This window comes from Brevundimonas subvibrioides ATCC 15264 (assembly GCF_000144605.1).
Classification (GTDB): domain Bacteria; phylum Pseudomonadota; class Alphaproteobacteria; order Caulobacterales; family Caulobacteraceae; genus Brevundimonas; species Brevundimonas subvibrioides.
The window spans coordinates 226559-248265 of sequence record NC_014375.1; the positions used below are offsets into that span (position 1 = coordinate 226559).

18 protein-coding genes and 1 tRNA gene are annotated in these 21707 nt (G+C 65.0%); 12 read left to right on the top strand and 7 right to left on the bottom strand.

Annotated features, from left to right (window positions below; all coding sequences use genetic code 11):
* Positions 1–27 precede the first annotated feature (27 nt).
* Both BRESU_RS17260 and polA read right to left on the bottom strand, forming a co-directional pair.
* A complete protein-coding gene (locus BRESU_RS17260; RefSeq protein ID WP_013267670.1) occupies positions 28–3909 on the bottom strand; it encodes an NACHT domain-containing protein in 3882 nt (1293 codons plus the stop codon).
* 65 nt (positions 3910–3974) lie between these two features.
* Positions 3975–6893 (bottom strand): DNA polymerase I, encoded by a 2919-nt coding sequence (polA, locus tag BRESU_RS01260; protein ID WP_041761825.1) that lies wholly within the window; start codon positions 6891–6893, stop codon positions 3975–3977.
* Positions 6894–7017: 124 nt separating this feature from the next.
* Between polA and BRESU_RS01265 the strand changes: the two genes are divergently transcribed.
* Positions 7018–8103, top strand: a complete 1086-nt coding sequence (locus tag BRESU_RS01265; RefSeq protein WP_013267672.1) for an NAD(P)-dependent alcohol dehydrogenase — start codon at positions 7018–7020, stop codon at positions 8101–8103.
* Positions 8104–8112: 9 nt separating this feature from the next.
* Here BRESU_RS01265 and BRESU_RS01270 read toward each other — a convergent pair whose 3' ends face one another.
* Both BRESU_RS01270 and BRESU_RS01275 read right to left on the bottom strand, forming a co-directional pair.
* A complete protein-coding gene (locus BRESU_RS01270) occupies positions 8113–8718 on the bottom strand; it encodes a DUF6655 family protein (RefSeq protein ID WP_013267673.1) in 606 nt (201 codons plus the stop codon).
* Position 8719: 1 nt separating this feature from the next.
* Positions 8720–9160 (bottom strand): VOC family protein, encoded by a 441-nt coding sequence (locus BRESU_RS01275; RefSeq protein ID WP_013267674.1) that lies wholly within the window; start codon positions 9158–9160, stop codon positions 8720–8722.
* 176 nt (positions 9161–9336) lie between these two features.
* Here BRESU_RS01275 and BRESU_RS01280 point away from each other — a divergent pair, with 176 nt between their 5' ends.
* Positions 9337–11325 (top strand): CASTOR/POLLUX-related putative ion channel, encoded by a 1989-nt coding sequence (locus BRESU_RS01280; RefSeq protein ID WP_013267675.1) that lies wholly within the window; start codon positions 9337–9339, stop codon positions 11323–11325.
* A 108-nt stretch (positions 11326–11433) separates the two neighbouring features.
* Complete coding sequence (locus tag BRESU_RS01285; RefSeq protein ID WP_013267676.1) at positions 11434–11730, top strand: TFIIB-type zinc ribbon-containing protein; 297 nt, start codon at positions 11434–11436, stop codon at positions 11728–11730.
* Positions 11731–11750: 20 nt separating this feature from the next.
* On the opposite strand, the gene BRESU_RS01290 is transcribed toward BRESU_RS01285, so the two are convergent.
* A complete protein-coding gene (locus tag BRESU_RS01290; protein WP_013267677.1) occupies positions 11751–13460 on the bottom strand; it encodes a hypothetical protein in 1710 nt (569 codons plus the stop codon).
* Between the two features lie 198 nt (positions 13461–13658).
* Here BRESU_RS01290 and BRESU_RS01295 point away from each other — a divergent pair, with 198 nt between their 5' ends.
* The 5 genes from BRESU_RS01295 to BRESU_RS01315 all read left to right on the top strand — a co-directional run bounded on the left by BRESU_RS01295 (position 13659) and on the right by BRESU_RS01315 (position 17210).
* Positions 13659–14363, top strand: coding sequence for a two-component response regulator ChvI (locus BRESU_RS01295; protein ID WP_013267678.1), 705 nt, complete (start codon positions 13659–13661; stop codon positions 14361–14363).
* Positions 14332–15972, top strand: coding sequence for a stimulus-sensing domain-containing protein (locus BRESU_RS01300; protein ID WP_013267679.1), 1641 nt, complete (start codon positions 14332–14334; stop codon positions 15970–15972). Before BRESU_RS01295 ends, BRESU_RS01300 begins: the two co-directional genes overlap by 32 nt.
* Positions 15969–16406, top strand: coding sequence for an HPr kinase/phosphorylase (locus BRESU_RS01305; RefSeq protein ID WP_013267680.1), 438 nt, complete (start codon positions 15969–15971; stop codon positions 16404–16406). The genes BRESU_RS01300 and BRESU_RS01305 overlap by 4 nt, the downstream gene beginning before the upstream one ends.
* A gap of 109 nt (positions 16407–16515) precedes the next feature.
* The gene (locus tag BRESU_RS01310; RefSeq protein WP_013267681.1) at positions 16516–16920 is read left to right on the top strand and encodes a PTS sugar transporter subunit IIA; all 405 of its coding nucleotides are present in this window, start codon (positions 16516–16518) and stop codon (positions 16918–16920) included.
* Between the two features lie 2 nt (positions 16921–16922).
* Positions 16923–17210, top strand: a complete 288-nt coding sequence (locus tag BRESU_RS01315) for an HPr family phosphocarrier protein (protein WP_013267682.1) — start codon at positions 16923–16925, stop codon at positions 17208–17210.
* Positions 17211–17222: 12 nt separating this feature from the next.
* On the opposite strand, the gene trhO is transcribed toward BRESU_RS01315, so the two are convergent.
* Both trhO and BRESU_RS01325 read right to left on the bottom strand, forming a co-directional pair.
* Positions 17223–18188, bottom strand: a complete 966-nt coding sequence (gene trhO / locus BRESU_RS01320; RefSeq protein WP_013267683.1) for an oxygen-dependent tRNA uridine(34) hydroxylase TrhO — start codon at positions 18186–18188, stop codon at positions 17223–17225.
* Positions 18189–18236: 48 nt separating this feature from the next.
* Positions 18237–18312 (bottom strand) — tRNA-Ala (locus BRESU_RS01325).
* Positions 18313–18448: 136 nt separating this feature from the next.
* Here BRESU_RS01325 and BRESU_RS01330 point away from each other — a divergent pair.
* The 4 genes from BRESU_RS01330 (at position 18449) to BRESU_RS01345 (ending at position 21676) form a co-directional block, all read left to right on the top strand.
* Positions 18449–18781, top strand: a complete 333-nt coding sequence (locus BRESU_RS01330) for a YggT family protein (RefSeq protein ID WP_013267684.1) — start codon at positions 18449–18451, stop codon at positions 18779–18781.
* 112 nt (positions 18782–18893) lie between these two features.
* Positions 18894–19775 (top strand): 3-hydroxybutyryl-CoA dehydrogenase, encoded by an 882-nt coding sequence (locus BRESU_RS01335; protein ID WP_013267685.1) that lies wholly within the window; start codon positions 18894–18896, stop codon positions 19773–19775.
* Positions 19772–20344, top strand: coding sequence for a hypothetical protein (locus BRESU_RS01340; RefSeq protein WP_013267686.1), 573 nt, complete (start codon positions 19772–19774; stop codon positions 20342–20344). The genes BRESU_RS01335 and BRESU_RS01340 overlap by 4 nt, the downstream gene beginning before the upstream one ends.
* 87 nt (positions 20345–20431) lie before the next feature.
* Positions 20432–21676: a DUF418 domain-containing protein gene (locus tag BRESU_RS01345; RefSeq protein ID WP_013267687.1), complete on the top strand. Its 1245-nt coding sequence runs from the start codon at positions 20432–20434 to the stop codon at positions 21674–21676.
* Positions 21677–21707: the final 31 nt, after the last annotated feature.

Below are 21707 nucleotides of genomic sequence, written 5' to 3' on the forward strand. Positions count from 1 at the left end.
GCGTAGCTGCAAGAATATCGTCTGCGTTCAATGCCAGGATAACGAGCCTAAGGAAGACAATACAGGGGAGCCGGTTCGCTCACGCCAACGTCGGAGAAGCGGCTCCGATATCCGTCGGATGTCAAAATCGTCTCTAATATTCTCGAGGATGGAAGATGCCACCGACCACTCGGTAGCCGAGCCAGCCATTACGCCATCGCTCAACGCAAGCAGGCCGCCCACGGCTATCCACCATTTCGACCAATCCGGGCAGAGACTTATAGCGGACTCTACGAAAGCAAGCCGTGAGTTTAGGCCTTCTTCCCCTATCGCCATGAGTAGAAGCGCTGATGATCTGAGATCGGCCGAATTAGACAAATCATCTGCGATGGACCGAAGGTCGTCTTTTGACAATCCGAAACCGTCGACAGCGCCCCTCGAGAATGGCTGATGATTTGATCTTCTTGTTGAGCGCGCCGATGCTCTCGCTAGCGCCCGTGACAGAACGTCGGCCATGACAAACGGAAGCAGCAGAGCCCTGTCGTCGTGCAGAATCTCGAATTCTGAATCTAATCCGTGTGACGTCGGGTTCGGAACGACAACCGCCGCGCGATTAACCACAAGCTGAAAGCAGGCCTTGGCATCTACGCGCTGATGGAGGCTGGCGGCGATGGGAAGAAGCGTCGCATCAAACCAGCCTTGGGATACAATTCTCTGGAGAGTTTCTAACCGGATTTTGTGGAAGAAGTCATCAAAATCAATATTGAGATGGCCGCTGCTACCGTAAAGTAGGGAATGGGCGATTAGCCACGCCTCATTCTCTGCGAGACCCTCCCAGTCGACAGTTCGCTGAACTTGAACAACGGATAGGTGACGAGAACAGCCAACGTCTTTCACACGTAGAAGTGCTTCACTTATATCGCCACCCTCAACTACTTTAAGTCTTTCGTTTCGATTGATTAGTTCGCTTATTCCCGCCGGAATAAGTGCCAGACGTGTCCGGTTTCCGGAAATCCAGGACAAAAATCGTGATCCGGCCAGGCTGTCATTCTTCACATGATACGCTATAAGATCTATGGCTCCTTCAAAAAAACCACCAAGATTTCTTAGTTTTGCAAGCTTCCTATCGTCTACCTTTTTCAAGCCGCTGACGAGACTGCTACTGAAAATCTTTACGTCGATCGCCCCGAATAGACTTTCTGTCCTTGGAGTACCACTGTATGTTCGAGGATCGAACTCACCCACAGACAGAAGAGCACTCAACAGCGACAACTCATCGGCCTCTTCAGCGATAGAATCTCCGGAAAATGGCGACCGGCGACCGATGATGATCTTTCCCGCTGCTCCGACACTGTCCCGAAGCTCCATCCAATTCGGCGATGCGAGCTCATCGACCGCGAACTGCCTAGCCCAACGAGGAACGTTCAGCCAAGCAGCCGAGTCGTGTCGCTCAGCCCAAGACAGAAATATGAACCTCTTGGTCGCGGTAGTACGCTCAGACAGCAATGCGGCAGCCTCAGGAATCCTGGCATCGCCATCTGCCAACACCATTGGAAGCAATAGTGCCGCACCTATGCTGTCGCACTCGCTCCGCTCCCTAAGTGCGGTGAGCAGTACATCGACTAGCCAAGACCGGCTATGAGGAGAGGCTACGCGTCCAATCAAACGGGCTGCATCGGTACACCCTGCAAGCGTAGATATAACGGGACGGACCAGCGATCGCACACGTCGATCCTGCTCTAATACGCCCTCTGAGAGAAGACGCCCGGCTTGTACACCTCCCAGTGCCAACCGAAGAGATAGCTCCCTGCAGTCTTCCCCATTTACTTCTACATTGGCTTTCTCAAGCACGGAGGTGGCAATAGAAAGTTCGCCTTTGCGATCGTTCTCAACCAATGAACTGACGTAGAAGTGTATTACCTCCCTCCAGTGGGAGTCTGAGGCGAGCAAAAATAGACGTTCCGGCAATGTCTCAAGATCGCTGTTTTCGGCTATATACTCAGCAGCAAAGAATTCCTGCAATGGGCGGATATCAAATCTAACGTAGTCACCGTTATCGGGCGTGTTTACAAGTACAAGCCGCTCAGTTGTCGCCTCCAAAAGAATATCAACCGTAGCTGAAATATTTTCCTCCTGAAGAGTTTGAACTACATCAGAGATTATTTCCTTTAGCTCCGAACGACTTATTGACGTCGTGGCACCTTCGCTCTTTTCTGCTTTGGCGTGAAGCTCAAATCCAAGTCGGGAATGTAGGCTTTTGATAAGCTTATCCCCTCCTGAAAGTATGGCGGCAAGCTCGGCATTAGGGAGAGTGCGGTTCGCTTCCCGCTTTCTCATAACTTCATAAAAGTTATTGAAGAGTTGCCATTTTCTTTCGGGCGGTCGGTGTCCGTTCCTGACGACTACGGCCATGATATGCGCCTGCAAAGGAGACGTCATAATCTCTTGTACAGCAGGCGCTTGAATAGCTTCTTGTAGTACCCGGTAAGCCTTCTCGGATTCGGTGACTGTCCGATCAATCGAAAGCACCGGTTTTGCACATGCAAGAGCCTGCGCTGCAGATAGCTTAACTAGCTCGACGCGGTTGTGCGATAATGACGAGAACTGGCCAGAATAGCCCTGCGGTCTTGACGTGCATACGATTAGGGCATCACAAAGAGCGCCGACAAGAAAGTTGTCAACAAAGTACGTTATTTCGTCGGCCACTCTATCTTTTACATCGCCTGGAACTTCATCTAGTCCGTCAAAAACGAATAACCAACGACCTTCAGACACCATAGATTTCAATAAGCCGACAGCGACTTCTTGACCAATCGACTTGCCCGACATTGAAGACCAATAGTTGATCAATCGCTTGGGTTCATCCGCCTTTCGTTCGCCGTACCATTTAGCAAACTCTCTGAGTTCGATTGAAATGGGAAGACGGGGTGAAGTGGGCCAAATGTCCTCCGATAAAGCGCGGTTTTTTATCGAGAGCGCGGACTGGCGTTGCGCATGCGTCACCGTGAGCGCGTTGTTTTCCAGAATTGCTGCAGCCCGATGCACTTGGCAGAAAAACTGCGTTGAGGTCGACTTTCCTTGTCCGGGTCCACCGATGATAAACCACACACGCGCGCGCGCTGAAGCTTGCGCCCAGAATATCCAGTCCTCGTTCTCTACGAGTGGATAGGGTTTCTTGTGATTGAGAGACGCAGCTTTGGCGAGCGTATTGGCGACGTAACCTTCCCCTTCCTCCCACTCGTCTTGGAACGGTATGTCTACATAAAGATGCTGAATACCTGGCCGACTATCCGCGTCATGTCCGGCCTGGTCTAGTTTGGTGTGAGCGTATTGGTCAAAAGCGGTGACTATTGCGTCACGCACAACCGATGTCTTGTCAGACGAGCTATGCGATATGCTCTCGTACAATGAGCGTATGACATGGCCCGGAGTTACAAACTCACCAAAATAGTCAGCTGTGGTCGGCGAGGCCGCAAGCAGTGAAAGAATTTTGGAGCCGCCCCAAACATGCGCTCTTTCGGCAAGTTCAGGACGGTATGATTTAATTAGCTCTCGTATAGCGTCGAATGATCCTGTTTCCGGTTTTCCAGAGGGATCAATATTTGTAGCAATAATCCAATTGTCCGGCCACTCACGGTCCAAGGTGTCGTCGGCGTAGAGTTCTAGTTCGTTCTTAATCTGTTGAATGAGCCATTTCTGCGGATCCTTACTTAGGTGCGGCTTGTGGAACTTTGACTGGATGTGCCAGGTGCCCTGCCAGCGATCGGTTTTACTGGGATAATCTGCGGTTCCTTCAAACCAACCGTCGCGACCGCCGTCTGCACCCGGACCAAATCCTGTGGCACCGTGCCCCAGAGTTTGCATTACGAGCATGTTGACGAGTTGCTCGAATGTATTTGCGTCCAATCGCGTCAGCTCAAACGAATCCACTCGCCCATTCCCGTGTTAGTTATTCCTCGATCCAACCTCTTAACGCGAGTTTGTGCAAGCCGCCCTCAATGCGCCTCATCCCAGTTCTTCGCCGCCCGGGCGTCCACCACCAGCGGCACCGATAGCGCCACGGCCGGTTCCGCCGCCCCCTCCATGATCCGCTTGATCAGCGGGATCGCCGCCTCGACCTCGGCTTCGGGGGCCTCGAAGACCAGTTCGTCGTGGACCTGGAGCAGCATCTTCGTCTCCAGACCGGCGGCCTCCAGCGCGCCCGGCATGCGGATCATGGCGCGGCGGATGATGTCGGCGGCGGCGCCCTGGATCGGGGCGTTGATGGCGGCGCGTTCGCCGAACTGGCGCTCGGCCCCCGATTTGGAGGCGATGGCCGGAATGTGGATCTTGCGGCCGAAGACGGTCGAGACGAAGCCGAGGCTGCGGACCTCCGCGCGGGTGGCGTCCATATAGGTGCGGATGCCGGGGAAGCGTTCGAAATAGGTCTTGATATAGGCCCCGGCCTCGCCCTGATCGATGCCCAGCTGGTTGGCCAGGCCGAAGGCGCTGATCCCGTAGACGATGCCGAAATTGATGGCCTTGGCGCGGCGGCGCGTCTCGGGGTCCATGTCGGCGACGGGGACGCCGAACATCTCGCTGGCCGTGGCCGTGTGGATGTCGATCCCGGCCTTGAAGGCGCGTTTCAGCTCGGGGATGTCGCCGATGTGGGCCAGCAGGCGCAGCTCGATCTGGGAATAGTCGGCGCTGATCAGGACGTGGCCGTCTTTGGCGATGAAGGCCTGACGGATCTGGCGGCCCGTCTCGGTGCGTATGGGGATGTTCTGCAGGTTGGGGTCGGACGAGGCGAGGCGGCCGGTGGTGGCTGCGGCGAGCTGATAGCTGGTGTGGACGCGGTCGGTCTGGGGGTCCATGGCCGCCACCAGGGCATCGGTATAGGTGCCCTTCAGCTTGGACAGCTGGCGCCAGTCCAGCAGGACGCGCGGCAGGGCGTGGGTCTCGGCGAGGCCTTCCAGCGTCGCGGCGCCGGTCTCCCACTGGCCGCTGGCGGTCTTCTTGCCGCCGGGCAGGTTCAGCTCCCCGAACAGGATCTCGCCGATCTGGCGCGGCGAGCCGACGTTGAACGGGCGGCCGGCGATCTCGTGGGCCTGGGCCTCCAGCTCGGCCATGCGCAGGCCGAATTCGGACGACAGGCGGCGCAGGCGCGCGGGGTCGACGCGGATGCCGCGCAGTTCCATGTCGGCCAGGACTGCGGGCATACCGCGCTCCAGCGTCTCATAGACGGTGGCGAGGCGCTCAGTCGCGAGGCGGGGCTTGAGGATGCGCCACAGCCGCAGGGTCACGTCGGCGTCCTCGGCGGCGTAGCAGGTCGCGGGTTTCAGCTCGACGTGCTTGAACGACTTCTGGGCCTTGCCGGTGCCGGCGACCGACTTGAACGGGATGGGCTCGTGGCCGAGGTGCAGGCGGCTGAGCTCGTCCATGCCGTGGCCGTGCAGCCCGCCCTCCAGCACGTAGGAGATCAGCATGGTGTCGTCGATCGGGGCGACGCGGATGCCGCGCCGGGCCATGACGGCCAGGTCGTATTTGCCGTTCTGGACGACCTTGAGGACGCCGGGGTCCTCCAGCAGGCCCTTCAGCCGGGCCAGCACCGTGGGCTTGTCCAGCTGGTCCAGCGGCGGGCGGGCGTCGGTGTCGCCGCCGAAGTCCAGGCCGCCGGCCCCCTCCACGGGGGGATGCTCGTGCGTCAGCGGCACATAGCAGGCGTCGTTGGGCCCGATGGCCAGCGAGACCCCGCACAGCCCCGCATGGGTCGCCGACAGGGCGTCGGTCTCGGTGTCGAAGCCGACGACGCCCGCCTCGGTGGCGCGGGCGATGAAGGCGTCGAGGTCGGCGAGGTCGCGGATGCAGTGATAGGCGTCGTGGTCGACGCTCTGTTTCTCGACGTCGGCCGAGACCGCCTGGGGGGCGTAGCGGGGCGAGATGACGGGCGCCGACAGGGGGGCGGGACGGGCGGGGGCGAAGGCCGAGCCGTCGTGGCCGGCCAGCTTGCCGTCGCCGACCCGGCGCAGCAGCGAGCGGAACTCCATCGTCTCGAGGAAGTCGGCCAGGGTCTGGGGGTCGGGGTCGCGCACCCTGAAGTCGTCGATGGGTTCGGGCGCGGGGGCGTCGCAGGTCAGGCGGACCAGCTGGCGGCTCAGCAGGATTTGGTCCCTGAAATTGATCAGGGTCTCGCGGCGCTTGGGCTGTTTGATCTCGCCGGCGCGCTCCAGCAGGGTGTCCAGGTCGCCGTATTCGTCCAGCAGCTGGGCGGCGGTCTTGGGGCCGATGCCGGGGGCGCCGGGGACGTTGTCGACGCTGTCGCCGATCAGGGCCTGCAGGTCGATCATCTTGTCGGGGGTGACGCCGAACTTCTCCATGACGGCGTCTTCGGCCAGGCGGCGGTCCTTCATCGGGTCCCACATGACGACCGAGGGGCCGATCAGCTGCATCAGGTCCTTGTCGGAACTGACGATCACGCATTCGCCGCCGGCGTCGCGGACCTTGCAGGCATAGGTGGCGATCAGGTCGTCGGCCTCGTAGCCGGGCAGCTCGACGCAGTGGACGCCGAACGCGCGCGTGGCGTCCCTCACCAGCGGGAACTGCGGCACCAGATCCTCCGGCGGCGCCGACCGGTTCGCCTTGTACTGGTCGTACAGCGCGTTCCGGAACGTCTTCTCCGAATGATCGAAGATCGCCGCCAGGTGCGTCGGCCCGTCCGCCCCCTTCATGTCCTTCAGCAGCTTCCACAGCATGTTGCAGTACCCCTGCACCGCCCCCACCGGCAGCCCGTCCGACTTGCGCGTCAGGGGCGGCAGGGCGTGATAGGCGCGGAAGATGTAGGCCGAGGCGTCGATCAGCCACAGCCGGACGGCGGGGCCGTCCTGGGTCAGGGGGCGATCGGTTTCGGGCAGGGCGTCGGGGGCGGCGTCGGACATGGGGCGAACATAGGCGGGCGGTCCTTCCACGTCACCGGGCGTCGCGTCGAAACCCGGCTTGGCCATTCGGAACAAGGCTCGGAGAAGCGGGGTTCTGTCCGCTCACCCCGCCCGGAGCCTCCCCATGATCATGTCGCTTGCCTATGGCACCCAGTCCGCCGCCGCCCCTCTGGAGCGGATGGAGATCGAGCGCGCCGAGCCGAAGGACGACGAAATCCAGATCGAGGTCATGTTCACCGGCGTCTGCCACTCCGACATCCACCAGGCCAAGAACGAGTGGAGCAACACGGTCTACCCTTGCGTGCCGGGTCATGAAGTCGTCGGCCGGGTGAAGAAGACGGGTGCCAAGGCGACGCGGTTCAAGGAAGGCGACATCGTCGGCGTCGGCTGCATGATCGACAGCTGCCGGGCGTGCGAGCCCTGCAAGGACGGCGACCAGAACTATTGCGAGGGCCCGAACGGCTGGCTGGCGACCTACAACGGCCCGATGACCCCGGCGACGGAGACGCAGGACGCGTCCAACATGTACGGCCGCGACAACACCTTCGGCGGCTATTCCGACACGGTGGTGGTCAAGGAAGACTTCGTCCTGTCGATCCCCGAGGGTCTTGATCCCGCCGCCGCCGCGCCGATCCTTTGCGCGGGCGTGACGACCTGGTCGCCGATGCAGCACTGGGGCGTGAAGGCCGGCGACAGCGTCGCGGTGCTCGGCTTCGGCGGCCTCGGCCACATGGCGGCCAAGCTGGCCAAGGGCATCGGAGCGAAGGTGACGGTCCTGACCTCCACGCCGGAAAAGATCGCCGATGCCAAGGCCCAGGGTGCCGACGCCGCCTATGTCGAAACGGACAAGACCGCGCTGACGCCGCTGGCCGGGACCTTCGATTTCATCCTGTCGACCGTGCCCGAAAAGCATGAGGTCGGTGCCCTGCTGGACCTGCTGAAGCGCGACGGGCATTTCGTCGTCGTCGGCAACCTGGACATCGTCGACGGCGTCGACAACTCGAAGCTGGCGTTCAAGCGGCAAAGCGTCTCGGGCTCGCTGATCGGCAACCTTCAGGAGACGCAGGACGTGCTGGACTTCTGCGCTGCCAACGGGATCGCCCCCGAGATCGAGATCGTCGACATCAAGACGATCAACGAGGTCTTCACCCGCGTCGAGAACGGCGAGGTCCGCTACCGCGCCGTCATCGACATGAAGACCCTGTCGTAGGTCGCGAGCCTAGAACTCTCGCCAGCTGTCGCCCGGATCGCTCTGGCCCGCGCGGACGGATTGCTGGCCCCAGGCGACGACCATCAGCACCTTGTGGCTGCGGATACGAAACTCCCCGATCATGGGCGCGACGGCACCGAGGGGAGCCCCGGTCCGGGCGTCGTAGAGAAAGCCCGAGAATTCGGCGACGCCGACCCGGTCGCGTCGGCTGTAGAGACTGAGCTCCGGCAGGGAGACGACGTTCAGGGTCTCGTTGATCGGGACGGCCAGGGGCGGAATGCCGACGACGCGCCGCATCTGCTCCAGCGACAGGGCTCCGGCGCGCATTTCGAACACGACTTCCGCGCTCGCCCGATCGTCGGCCAGGGCAAAGCCCGCTTCCGACAGGGCGCTGCGGACGGCGGAGGTGGCATAGTTCGCGCCCTCGCCCTGGAAGAACCGCATGTCGACAAAGACCTTCGCCCCCGGGGGGATCGGCAGGCGCAGACCCTCGACCGCCTGATCGGCCGCCCGCGACAGCAGCAGCTGCTCCGTCGCCGTGCGGCCGGTGTAGCTTTCGTTGGTCGAGGCGCAGGCCCCGACCAGCAAAGAAAGCCCGATCAGGGCAACGCGCATACTACCAGGTTCCGGTGTTGGGCATGGACAGCCAGGGCTCGGCCGGCGGTAGGGCCGCGCCTTCCTGGAGCAGTTCGATCGAGATTCCGTCCGGCGAACGGACGAAGGCCATGTTGCCGTCGCGGGGCGGACGGTTAATGACGACGCCGGAGTCCATCAAGTGCTGGCAGGTCGCGTAGATGTCGTCGACCCGGTAGGCCAGGTGGCCGAAATTGCGGCCGCCGGTGTAGGTTTCCGGATCCCAGTTGTACGTCAGCTCAACCTCCGGCGAGCGTTCCGCCTCGGAGCGGTCCAGGTCCCGCGGCGCGGCGAGGAAGACGAGGGTGAAGCGGCCCTTCTCGTTCTCGAGGCGGCGGACTTCCTGCAGACCCAGCTGGGTCGTCCAGAAATGCAGGGAGGCTTCCAGGTCGGCGACCCGTACCATGGTGTGCAGATAGCGCATGGGGAGACACTCTGAGGGGGGAGGGTGACGTGGTCCTTCTAGTCGGAAATCGTCAGGTTCCAAAGGGGGCAGAACGGTCCTATGCATCACGCCGTTCAATGTCCGGGTGCGTACCATCCGCGACGGCGATCGCCGATCAGGGGGGTCGGCGGACTTCCACAGGATCGATAGCCGACATGGGCTCTCTCACCCGGGCGAACGCCGCCCGCAGCGCCGTCAAGGGCGCAGGCTCCGCCAAGCCGAACACCACCAAGGGCCAGAACGTCGGAGACGTCAGCCTGGGCGAAAGACTGAAGTACGGTTTCGACAAGTCGATGGCGGGCGGCCCGGTCGCCCTGGTGGGCTGGCTCAGCCTGGTCACCCTGGTGGTGATCCTGTTCGCCGCGACCATCCTGGCGATCAGCCGTATGGGGCCCGACGGCGGCTTCAACTTCTTCGAGGCGGCTTGGCAGTCGCTGATGCGGACGATGGACGCGGGGACCATGGGCGGGGACTCCGGCTGGCCGTTCCGGTTCCTGACCCTGTTCGTGACCCTGATGGGCATCCTGGTCTTCTCGGCCCTGATCTCGATCATCTCGGCGGGCCTCGACGCCAAGATCGAGGAGGCCCGGAAGGGCCGCTCTCGCGTGCTCGAGACGGATCACACCATCATCCTGAACTGGTCGGCGTCGATCTTCGACATCATCTCCGAACTGGTCATCGCCAACGAGAGCCGGAAGAATCCGCGCATCGTCATCATGGCCAGCAAGGACAAGGTCGAGATGGAGGACGAGATCGCCGACAAGGTCGAGGATCTCAAGAACACGCAGATCATCTGCCGCTCGGGCGATCCGACCGACCTGTTCGACCTGTCGATCGTCAATCCGCAGGCCTGTCGCTCGGTCATCGTGGTCTCGCCGGAAGGCGTCGACGATCCCGACAGCCAGGTCATCAAGACCGTCCTGGCCCTGACCAACGACCCCAAGCGGCGTGAGGAACGCTATCTGATCGCCGCCGAACTGCGTGACGCCAAGAACGCCGAGGTCGCCCGAATCGTGGGGGGCGACGAGGTCCAGCTGGTGCTCGCCGACGATCTGATCTCGCGCATCGTGGTCCAGTCCAGCCGCCAGGCGGGCCTGTCGGCCGTCTATTCCGAACTGCTCGATTTCGACGGCTGCGAGATCTACACGACCGAGCTCGCGGAGCTGGTCGGCATCACCTATGGCGACGCGGTCATGGGGTATGAGGATTCGGCCCTGATCGGGCTGCGCTATGCCGACGGCAAGGTGAAGATGAACCCGGCGATGGATACCGTCATCCCCGAAGGCGCCCGCGCCATCATCATCGCCGAGGACGACGCCTCCATCAAACTGACCCCGCTGTCCGAAGACGCGGTGGACGCGGCCGCCATCCGCCAGCCCAAGGCCGTGCGCCGCAAGGCCGAGCGGACGCTGATCATCGGCTGGAACCGGCGCGGGCCGCTGATCGCCTATGAGCTGTCCAAATATGTCCGGCCCGGGTCCCTGCTGACGGTCGCCGGCGACACCCCCGGCTTCGCGGACGAGATCGCCAACATGCCGATGGGCTCGACCAACATGAAGGTCGAGGCGAAGACCATCGACACCAGTCACTCCGCATCGATCGAGGCGCTGGATCCGGTCAGCTACGACTCCATCATGGTGCTGGGCTATTCCGACACCATGGAGGCCCAGTCGGCCGATACCCGCACGCTGATCACCCTGCTGCATCTCAGGAAGCTGTCCGAACGGCTGGGCACCCACATCAGCGTCGTGTCGGAGATGATCGACATCCGGAACCGCGAACTGGCCGAGGTCACCCGGGCCGACGACTTCGTCGTGTCCAACAAGCTGGTCAGCCTGATGCTGGCCCAGGCCTCGGAGAACGAATACCTGTCGTCCATCTTCGACGACCTGCTGGATGAGGACGGGTCCGAGATCTACATGCGGCCGGTGGGCAACTACGTCGATCTGGCGGGTCCGGTCAGCTTCTACACCATCGCCGAGGCGGCCCGTCAGAGGGGCGAGACCGCCATCGGCTATCGCCGCAAGCGCGACAGCGAGGACGGAGACGACCGCAATATGGGCGGCGTGGTGGTCAATCCGAACAAGTCCGAGGTGCTGGAGTACCTGCCCGAGGACCGGGTGATCGTCCTGGCCGAGGACTGAGGCGACCGGTCAGGCAGGGTCAGGCGGGCGTCCTGCGACACCGCCTGACCTTGCTGGTCTGGAACAACTGCTCCATCCTGAATTGAGAGTTGCTCGCAAGGAGACCCCGTGCCCCTCTTGATGTGCCCCAACGACAACGCCCAGATGCAGACGCTGGACCGCAACGGCGTCCAGTTCGACATGTGCCCGACCTGTCGCGGCGTCTGGCTGGATCGCGGCGAGCTTGAAAAGCTGATGGAGGGCGCTCCGGCGGCGCCCGCACCCCAGGCCTATGCCTCGCCCCCGCAAAGCCAGCCGTGGGGTCAGACCCAGCAGCCCTATCGCGAACAGCCCCGCTATCGCGACGATGACGACCGTCATTACAAGAAGAAGAAGCGCGACAGCATCTTCGACATCTTCGACTGAGATCAGCCCCCGGCCGGTCCTCAGGCCGCGAGGCCGGCCGCCCGCATCAGGGTCTTCAGTGGCACCAGCGTCTCCGGGGAGGCGCTCAGGGACGCCCGGGCCTCCGGGGCCCTGAACATCCGGATCGCCTCCGCCTTGGCCCGGTCGGCGGCCGGACCGAAGGGAGCCGTCTCGCCGGCCGCAAGCCGCAGCAGCGCCGACAGTTTCTGCGGGATGGGGGCCGGCGCGCGGGCCAACTGGGTAGTCAGTTTCGCCTCGGCCTCGATCGTGCCGCCCACGACGCCGATCGCGCCACCGATCTGTTCGGTGTCGTGGTCGGACAGGGCGGCCGCCCGGACGGACCGCTGCAGCTGGGCGAGGATCTGAAGTTTGCGCGCGGCCGTCGGGCCGGCTCCGCGCATCTCGCTCTCGAACCGCAACGAGGTGACGCAGGCGGCCAGCCAGCGCGCCGCAGACCGCTTGTTCGCCGCCCCCGTCACGTTCTCGCACAGGCGGGTGAGCTGCTCCGCTTCGCACAGGACGGTCTCGCACGACACGACATAGGACTGGACGAAGTCGGCGGTGACCAGGCTCTTGGAGCGTTCGATGAAGGCGTTCTGGACCTCTTCCAGCGTCAGCAGTCGCCCGGCCGTCGCAGTCAGCGACATGGCCAGGGTCCGCAGGATATCGATCTCGCCCGGGGCATCGGCCGGCCGAAGCCGTCGCGGCCCCTGCAGCTCGCGCAGCACCATCCGGGCCAGCGATGCGGCAAGGATCGGATACTCGCCGGCATCCAGTCTTTGACCCAGTCGGGCCGCCGCGCCGTCGACGGCCGGCATCAGCAGGGCCATGCGCGGATCGTGGGCGATCAGGGCGTCGATCTCTCGCGGCGCCACCATCCGCACCACCGCGGCCAGGCTGCCGCCCTGGTCCAGCGCCGGTCCGAGGATCTCGGCCAGACCGGTCCGCGCGGCCAGAAGTTCCACCAGGATCTGCTCGATGCCGACCATCACCAGGGCGCGCGGCGCGCCCTCCATGGGCGCCCGGTCCGCCAGATCCATCAGCCGGTCCAGCCGGCCGCGGGCCCCCCGGACCCCCACCAGGGCACCGGCGATCACGCCCCCCATGACAAAGGCCCGGTCGGCCGTCCCGGCCAGCCGGTGGGCTACATCGGCGAGGGACCGGTTGGCCAGGTCGGGGAAGGTGCCCTTTCGCCCCGCCGTCATCACCCGCTCCATCGCCTGTTCAACCAGCCGCTGATAATGCCGGATGAGTTCGTGCACGGGCTGGCCCGTCGCCTGGCTTTCGGGGATGGCGATCTTCTGGATCGCGTGCTGGACCTCCACGCCCGAGGCCTCCAGCCTTTCGACCAGATCGGGCCGGTGCAGCAGTTCGAACGGGGTCACCCCGTTTCGCATCAGCCAGTCTTCCAGCACGCGTCCCAGCAGGTCGCGCGCATGGGGCGTGTAGAGATCGGCCGGTGTCATGCAGTTCGGGCGATCCGCCTGATCCACCACCCGCTTCCTGGGAGCCTCGGGCGCGCCGCGGGTCAGGACCGTAACGCTGTTGAACTCCATCGTGTCGGGGTCGAGGGTTTCCTTGGTCACGCGCACAGCCACGGCATGCTTGTCGCGCAGGATTTCCTCCGCCGCCTCGATGGCCTGCTGGCGATTTTCCGTGGCCTGCATGAGGGTCCAGGGCGACGGGGCCGTCTTGCGGATATAGAGTTCGTAGTGGACGGGTCCGGCCATGGTCTCGTTTCGACGTTGATCCGGAACCCTAGCGGTCGAGGGTTTAAGGTCCGGTTTCGCGAACGAAATCTGGTCAGCAACGCTGTGTGGCCGTAAAGTCACCGCGTTCGCGGGCGAACGGTTACGCTTGCCGTGCGTTCAGACGCTCCCGACATCAGTCGGGCCCGATCTTGTGCGGGATATGACGAGGAGACCGATTTGGCCAACATCACCCTGGTGGACGACGACGAGAACATCGTCGCATCCGTGTCGCTGGCGCTGGAAAGCCACGGCCACAAGGTGGTCGCCTATCACGACGGGGCCACGGGCCTGGAGGCGCTGGAGGCGTCGCCGCCCGATCTGGCCATTCTCGACGTCAAGATGCCCCGCATGGACGGGATGGAGGTCCTGCGCCGCCTGCGCCAGACCAGCCAGATCCCCGTGATCATGCTGACGTCCAAGGACGAGGAGATCGACGAGATCCTCGGGTTCAACCTCGGGGCCGACGACTACATGCACAAGCCGTTCAGCCAGCGGCTGCTGATCGAGCGGGTCAAGGCGCTGCTGCGCCGTTCCGGCGGCGACGGCGGCGAGCCCGAGCCCTCGGCCGAGATCAGCGGCAAGGCCATCCGTCGCGGCAAGCTGCTGATGGATCCCGCCCGTCACGAGAGCACCTGGGACGGCAAGCCGGTCAAGCTGACGGTCACCGAGTTCCTGCTGCTGCAGGCCCTGGCCCAGCGGCCCGGCTTCGTGAAGAGCCGCGACAATCTGATGGACGCCGCCTACGACGACCAGGTCTACGTCGACGACCGCACCATCGACAGCCACGTCAAGCGCATGCGCAAGAAGTTCCGGGTCGTCGACAACGAGTTCGACGCGATCGAGACCCTGTATGGCGTCGGCTATCGTTACCGCGAGAGCTGATCCCGAGCCGCAGGGTTCAACGGGATCGGAAGACGCCCCGCTCCGCCGTCGCCTGATCCGCTTCGGCGGATCGCGACTGGGCGGGCTGATCCTCGCGCTGAACCTGCTCAGCCTGCTGATCCTGTTCGGGGGTGCCTTGGCGCTCAACGAGTGGAACCGCGGCCTCGTGCAGGCGCGTCAGGAAAGCCTGATGGTCCAGGCCGAGTTGCTGTCCAATGTTCTGGGCCAGCTGGGCATCACCGAGGGCGAGCCCGAGCCCACCCTCGACCCCATTCAAGCCAGCCGCTGGCTCCGCGACAACTTCATTCCCACCGGCCAGCGCGCGCGGCTCTATGACAGTTTCGGGCTTCTGGTGTCCGACAGCTTCGCCGTGTCGGACAAGATCCCCGGCGAACCGCTGCCGCCTGCCCGGCCCGCTGGATCGCCGGCGCCGGACACCGCCAACGTCGCGCAGGAACAGGCCGACCTGTCGCGCGCCAACACCGCTCTGGGCGAGGAGATCGAGGCGGCGTTGGCGGGCGAGCCCCAAGCCACCGTGCGCCGGTCCGAGAACGGCGACCGGGTCGTGTCCGTGTCCCTGCCGGTGCGCCATGTGCAGCAGGTGCTGGGCGTGCTGACGCTGGAGGCCGGCGACGTCGACCAGATCCTGGGGGCCCAGCGCAAGGCCCTGGTTCCGTTCGCCCTCGTGGCGCTGGCCGTGAACCTCTTGGCCAGCCTGTTGCTGCATCTGTTCGTGGCGCGGCCGGTCATGCGCCTGTCGGCGGCGGCGGATCAGGTCCGGCTGCAGCGGGCCCGCGCCATCTCCCTGCCCGATCTGGAGGACCGTCGCGACGAGATCGGCGATCTGGCGCGGTCGCTGGAGTCGATGACCGAGACGCTGTCTGCCCGGATGGACGCGATCGAACGGTTCGCCGCCGATGTGGCGCACGAGATCAAGAACCCCCTGACCTCGATCCGGTCGGCGCTGGAGACGCTGGATCTGGTGCGGGACAAGGACAAGCGAGACCGGCTGACCCTGGTTCTGCAGCAGGATGTGAAACGGCTGGACCGCCTCATCACCGACATCTCGAACGCTTCGCGTCTGGATGCCGAACTGTCGCGGGATCAGCCGCGTCCCGTCGACCTGAAGCCGCTGCTGAGCGATATCGTCGGGGTCTACGAAACGACGGCCAAGCCGGGCGAGGCCCCCGTGCTGCTGGATCTGGCGCTGGACGGTCCGGCCCGCGTCATGGGCCGGGACGGTCCCCTGGGTCAGGTCTTCCGCAATCTGATCGACAACGCCCGCTCGTTCAGCCCGCCGGGCCGGGCGGTGCGCGTTTCCGTGAGTCGCGACGACGCCGATCCGGACCGCAGTCTGTCGATCCGCGTGGACGACGACGGCCCGGGCATCCCGCCGGAGAATCTGGAGACCGTCTTCCAGCGTTTCTATACCTCGCGTCCGCGCGGCACGGCGTTCGGGTCCAATTCGGGCCTCGGCCTGTCCATCGTGCGCCAGATCGTCGAGGCCCACGGCGGTCGCGTCGTCGCTTCCAATCGCACCGGCCCGGACGGAAGCATCGAAGGCGCGATGTTCGAGGTGACCCTGCCTGCCGCCGGTCGCCGCGGGTGACCGTAGAAGGGACGGCCCCGCCGATCCACGCGACGGCCGTGGCCGTGTTCGGTCACGGCGGCTGGCGCGGGGCCCTGCTGACGGGACCTTCGGGCGCGGGCAAGAGCGATCTGGCGCTCCGCCTGATGGCGCGGGGCTGGCGGCTGATCGGCGACGACTATGTCCACGCCTGGGCCTCGGGCGGTGCGCTGTTCGCCACCGCGGTCGAGGCCATCGCCGGGCGGATGGAGGCGCGTGGATTGGGTATCGTCCCGACCGCGTATCGGCCGGCGTCCCGGATCGTTCTGGTGGTGGATTGCGTGCAGGAGGCACCGGAGCGCCTGCCTGAGCCCCGGACGGCCTCCATCGCCGGGGTCTCCATCGCACGCGTCGCGCTGGACATCCGGCCGGCGTCGGCCGCCGAAACCCTCGCGCTGGCCATCAGGCGGCTTTGACCCGGGCCAGGATTCCTTTATCTAGGCCCGCTTGCGGGTCGGACCGGGGGGCACCGATGCAGTGTGAACGGGATGCTTCGCAGTTGAACGCCTTCAGGATGAGGTCGGCATGATCGGCCTGGTGATCGTTACCCACGGTGGACTGGCGTCGGAGTTCCTGTCCGCGATGGAGCACGTCGTCGGGCCCCAGCGGGGCGTCGCGGCCATCTGCATCGGGCCGGAAGACGACATGGAGCGCCGCCGGCGCGACATCGTCGATGCGGCCGCCGCCGTCGACGACGGCTCGGGCGTCATCCTGCTGACCGACATGTTCGGGGGCACGCCGTCGAATCTGGCGATCTCCGTCATGGAGCAGACCCATGCCGAGGTCATCGCCGGACTGAACCTGCCCATGCTGATCAAGCTGGCCAGCGTGCGGACCCGCGAAAGCCTGGAGACCTGCGTGGCCCACGCGCAGGACGCGGGGCGCAAATACATCTCCGTGGCCTCCTGGGTCCTGGCGGGCGAGAAATAGCCGTGGGCCAGGCCGTCCCACCCGTGCGGGCCATCGCCGACATCTGCAACACGCGCGGCCTGCATGCGCGGGCCTCGGCCAAATTCGTCAAGCTGGCGTCCAGTTTCGAAGCCGAGATCCAGGTGACCCGCGACGGCACCACCGTCGACGCCCGCTCCATCATGGGCCTGCTGATGCTGGGAGCCGGCAACGGCTGCTCGATCGAGATCACCGCCGAAGGCCAGGACGCGGAAGCCGCCATCGAGGCCCTGTCCGACCTTGTGGCCCGGCGCTTCGACGAGGACGCCTGATCCTGAAGGGGGCTACCGCTCGACGCCCGGCAGGGCCTGTCTGGTGCCGATGTGGGCCTCTCCCCGTTCGGCGGCCAGCCTGACCTGACGATCCCGTTCGCGCGCCCCGGCCCGCTGCCCTTCGGTCATCGTGTCGTGGCAGCGATCGCAGCAGACGCCCTCGACGAACGCGAGCGATGCCCGTCCCGCCTCGCTGACCGGCATGCGGCAGCCCCGGCACAGGCTGTGGGTGCCCTGCGCCAGGTTGTGGCCGACCGCGACCCGCTCGTCGAAGACGAAGCATTCGCCCTGCCACAGGCTTTCGCCCTCCGGCACCGTCTCCAGATAGCGCAGGATCCCGCCCTGCAGGTGGTGCACGTCGGCGACCCCCTGCGCCTTCAGATAGGCCGTCGCCTTTTCGCAGCGGATGCCGCCGGTGCAGTACATGGCCACCCTGGGCGGCCCCCTCTCGTCCCCGCCGGGTCGGTCGAGCATCGCGCGACCCTCACGCTCGAACCAGTCGGCGAACTCGCGAAAGGTGCGGGTCCGGGGCTGGATCGCGCCGGCGAAAGCCCCGACATCGGCCTCATAGTCGTTGCGCGTGTCGATCACGACGGTGTCCGGATCGGCGATCAGGGCGTTCCATTCTGCGGCCGCGACATAGGTTCCGGCATCTAGAACCGGATCGATCCCCGGCTGTCCCATCGTCACGATCTCGGACTTCACCCGGACCTTCAGGCGATGGAACGGCGGGGTCGCGGCGGTGCTGGTCTTGACCTCCAGATCGGCGAATCCCGGCACGGCGCGCAGTCCGGCCAGCACGCGTTCAATGGCGGGATCAGGACCGGCGATGGTGCCGTTCACGCCCTCGCGCGCCACCAGCAGGGTCCCAAGGACATCATCCCCGCAAAGAGCCTCGAGCCGGGTCCGCAGGGAGTCAGGATCGGAGACCGCCGCAAAGCGATAGACGGCGGCGACGCGGATGGGCGGTGTTGTCATCGGAAACCTTACCTGTCCGTCCTACGAAGCGCGCGGCGCGAAGTAGGATGGTGGAGCCGAGGGGAGTCGAACCCCTGACCTCGTCATTGCGAACGACGCGCTCTACCAACTGAGCTACGGCCCCGTTTCCGGGTTGAAGGCGAGGCGGGACATAGGCGGCGCGGCCGGGCAGTGTCAACGGTCCCCCGCGCGACACCCATGTCCTTGGCGTTCGCGCCCGGGGCGGCTAGGACAGGCGCAACAAGGTTCAGGAGCATATCGTGGGTATCGGCACCGGCATCGCGGCTTTCATCTGTTTCATCGTCACGTCGCTGTTCCAGCTGCTGTGGCTGGCGATCGTGGTCTCGGCCATCCTGAGCTGGCTGTTCGCCTTCGACATCATCAACTATCGCAACCGGTTCGTGGCCCAGTTGGCCAACTTCCTGGATAGTGTGGTCACGCCGCTGCTGGCCCCGCTGCGCCGTTTCATCCCGCCGCTGGGCGGCATCGACATCACGCCGATCATCGCCCTGCTGATCATTTCGGGCGTGCAGCGTTACCTGCTGCCCCCGTTCTGCGGGGCCCTGGCGATGCTTCTGGGCGGCGGCGTCTAGGCCCGGACCAGGGTCCGGCCATGCTGCACCGCACGATTCCAGCCTTGCGCCACGCGCCGACCCTCTTAAGGTGCCCCCGACCGGGCGAAACGCCGCTGCCGACCACCGCTTCATGACTTCCTCGATCAAAACAGTGGCCGTGATCGGCGCAGGCCAGATGGGGGCCGGGATCGCCCAGGCCGTCGCGCTGGGCGGCTATCGGGTCAGCCTGTTCGACGTCGACGCCACGCGCCTGCCCGTAGCGCTGGGCATGATCGGGGCCAGTCTGGCCCGACAGGTCGAGCGGGGCGGTCTGACCCAGGTCCAAGCCGATGCCGCCATGGCCGCCGTCGGGGGCGTGGCCACTCTGGCAGAGGCCGGCAAGGCCGATCTGGTGATCGAGGCGGCCGTCGAGGACGAGACCGTCAAGAAGGCGGTCTTCACCGACCTCGTCCCGCATCTGGGGCCTGACACCCTGCTGGCGTCCAACACCTCGTCGATCTCCATCACCCGCCTGGCCTCGGCCACGGACCGGCCCGACCGGTTCATCGGCCTGCACTTCATGAAGCCGGCGCCGGTGATGAAGCTGGTCGAGATCATCCGCGGCATCGCCACATCGGCCGCCACCTACGACACGGCCGTCGCCTTCGCCGAAAGCCTGGGCAAGACGACCACCAACGCCGAGGATTTTCCCGCCTTCATCGTCAACCGCATCCTGGTTCCGATGATCAACGAGGCGATCTATGTGCTGTACGAAGGCGTCGGCAACGTCGCCTCGATCGACAAGGCGCTGAAGCTGGGGGCCAACCACCCGATGGGCCCGCTGGCGCTGGCCGACTTCATGGGGCTGGACGTCGTCCTGGCCATCATGAACGTCCTGTACGAGGGCCTGGCCGACAGCAAATACCGGCCTTGTCCCCTGCTGGTGAAATACGTCGAAGCCGGTTGGCTGGGGCGCAAGTCCGGCCGCGGCTTCTATGACTATTCGGGCGACGTTCCCGTCCCGACCCGATGATGGGGCGGTTCGACACGCCGTCGCGCTTTCCCGGCCAGACGGCCGTGACCTGGCGGCGCACACGACCGGCCATCGCCCTGGCCATTCTGGCGGGCGTGCTATGGCCGCCCTTCATCCTGACCTTTCTGGTCTGGCCCCCCCAGAACTGGATTCCCGGGCGCGAGTTCGATTTCCGGCTGCTGGCCGTCCTGATCGGCCTGGTCGGCGTCCCCCTCGGCCTGTGGCTGATCGCGCGGGAGCGTCGCCGGACGGGTCGCCCCGCCACGCGTCTGGGCATCGTCTGGCGTTTCATGCTGTACGGCGGGCTGCTGGCCGCGTCTCTGCAGGTGGTGCTGGCCCTGACCATGATGGTTCTGGGCTGGTTCGGGTCGGCCAACCCGCTCGAGGCCGTCGGATCGACCGAGACCGTGCTCCTGATCTATGGCGTGGGCGGCCTCCCCGTCGCGATCCTGGTGGGGGTCAGCTATGCCCTGTGGGCGGGGCTGTGCGCCGCCTACCTCGCCTTCATGCCCGCCCCGGAGAAGGTCCGCGACCGGCTGGGCGTCATGGGACAAATCCCGCGCGCCTGACCGCGCTACCGGCGCATTAAGCCGAATTCAGTTTACGACCCCGCGTCGCCCGGCAAAGCTGCGGTTTCATTTCGGGGGAACTGAACCATGTCCATGCCAGCCGAGGCGCTGACCGCGCCGACGTCCGGAGGCCTCGCGCCCGTGACGCCGAAGGACCGCATCTTCCAACTCGACATGCTCCGCGGCTGGGCGATCCTGGGAATCCTGGCGGTCAATGCCATGGCCTTCGCCTGGCCCATCGCCCTTGAAATGGGACCCGTCGAGCTGCCGTGGATGGCCGAGCCGGCCAACCAGTGGGCTCACTGGATCGTGCAGGTCTTCTTCCAGGACAAGTTCCGGACCCTGTTCTCGATGCTGTTCGGGGTGTCGATCTTCCTGGTGGGCGGCGAACGCTCCGACAGGGCGCGGGGCAGGCTGCTGCGCAGCCGCCTGTTCTGGCTGGCGATCTTCGGCCTGATCCACGGCCTGGCGCTGTGGTTCGGCGACATCCTGCTGCTGTATGCCTGGTCCGGCGTGTTCATGATGCTGTGCCGGTCGTGGACGCCCGGCAGGCTGTTGCTGGTCGGCGGGCTGATGACCGCCGTCTTCTGCCTCGTTCAGGCCGGCTTCGGCTACGCGACGGTCAACGCGGGCGGGGAGTTCGCCCGCCAGATGCAGGCCAACACCCCCAGGGTGACGCCGGCCGACATCCAGAGCAGCATCGACGCCTATCGCTCCGGCCTGGTCGGCGCCCTGACGCAGAACGTGGGCAGCTGGCTCACCCTGCAGCTCGCCAGCCTGATCATGATCGTCTGGCCCACGCTGGGCCTGATGATGGTCGGCCTGGGCCTGTTCAAGACCGGCTTCCTGACCGGCCGGGCTCCGGCCTGGGTCTACGGGCTGATCCTGCTCGTCGGCGGCGGCATCCTGGCGGCCCTGGGCTGGCTGGAATGGCGCGAGATGATCGCCGGGCCGGGTGCCAACCCGACGAAAGGCCTGGACAAGGTGGCCGGATCCTTCGCGATCCTGATCACCCTGGCCTATGTCTCGATGCTGATCCTGCTGACCCGGTTCGGGGCCCGGAGCCTGACGGGCGTCCTGGCTCCGGTGGGTCGCATGGCCTTCACCAACTATCTGACCCAGACGCTGATCATGACCACGATCTTCTACATGCCGTGGGGGCCGCGCCTGTTCGGCTCGGTCGAGCCGGCCGGATTGTGGGGCATCGTCGCTGCGGTGTGGGTGGCACAGCTGATCTGGTCGCCGCTGTGGCTGTCGGCCTTCCAGATGGGGCCGCTGGAATGGGCCTGGCGATGCCTGACCTATGGCCGGCTGGTCCCGATCCGCAGATAGGCGCGGGGCGGACTGCGGCCGCGCGACCCTC

Bases quoted from the DNA above. Each gene is read 5' to 3' on its own strand.
- BRESU_RS01345 (WP_013267687.1), top strand. From the start codon at position 20,432: ATGTCCATGCCAGCCGAGGCGCTGACCGCGCCGACGTCCGGAGGCCTC.
- BRESU_RS01300 (WP_013267679.1), top strand. From the start codon at position 14,332: ATGGCGTCGGCTATCGTTACCGCGAGAGCTGATCCCGAGCCGCAGGGT.
- BRESU_RS01335 (WP_013267685.1), top strand. From the start codon at position 18,894: ATGACTTCCTCGATCAAAACAGTGGCCGTGATCGGCGCAGGCCAGATG.
- BRESU_RS01275 (WP_013267674.1), bottom strand. From the start codon at position 9,160: ATGCGCTATCTGCACACCATGGTACGGGTCGCCGACCTGGAAGCCTCC.
- BRESU_RS01265 (WP_013267672.1), top strand. From the start codon at position 7,018: ATGATCATGTCGCTTGCCTATGGCACCCAGTCCGCCGCCGCCCCTCTG.
- BRESU_RS01290 (WP_013267677.1), bottom strand. From the start codon at position 13,460: ATGGCCGGACCCGTCCACTACGAACTCTATATCCGCAAGACGGCCCCG.
- trhO (WP_013267683.1), bottom strand. From the start codon at position 18,188: ATGACAACACCGCCCATCCGCGTCGCCGCCGTCTATCGCTTTGCGGCG.
- BRESU_RS01270 (WP_013267673.1), bottom strand. From the start codon at position 8,718: ATGCGCGTTGCCCTGATCGGGCTTTCTTTGCTGGTCGGGGCCTGCGCC.
- polA (WP_041761825.1), bottom strand. From the start codon at position 6,893: ATGTCCGACGCCGCCCCCGACGCCCTGCCCGAAACCGATCGCCCCCTG.
- BRESU_RS01280 (WP_013267675.1), top strand. From the start codon at position 9,337: ATGGGCTCTCTCACCCGGGCGAACGCCGCCCGCAGCGCCGTCAAGGGC.
- BRESU_RS01340 (WP_013267686.1), top strand. From the start codon at position 19,772: ATGATGGGGCGGTTCGACACGCCGTCGCGCTTTCCCGGCCAGACGGCC.
- BRESU_RS01310 (WP_013267681.1), top strand. From the start codon at position 16,516: ATGATCGGCCTGGTGATCGTTACCCACGGTGGACTGGCGTCGGAGTTC.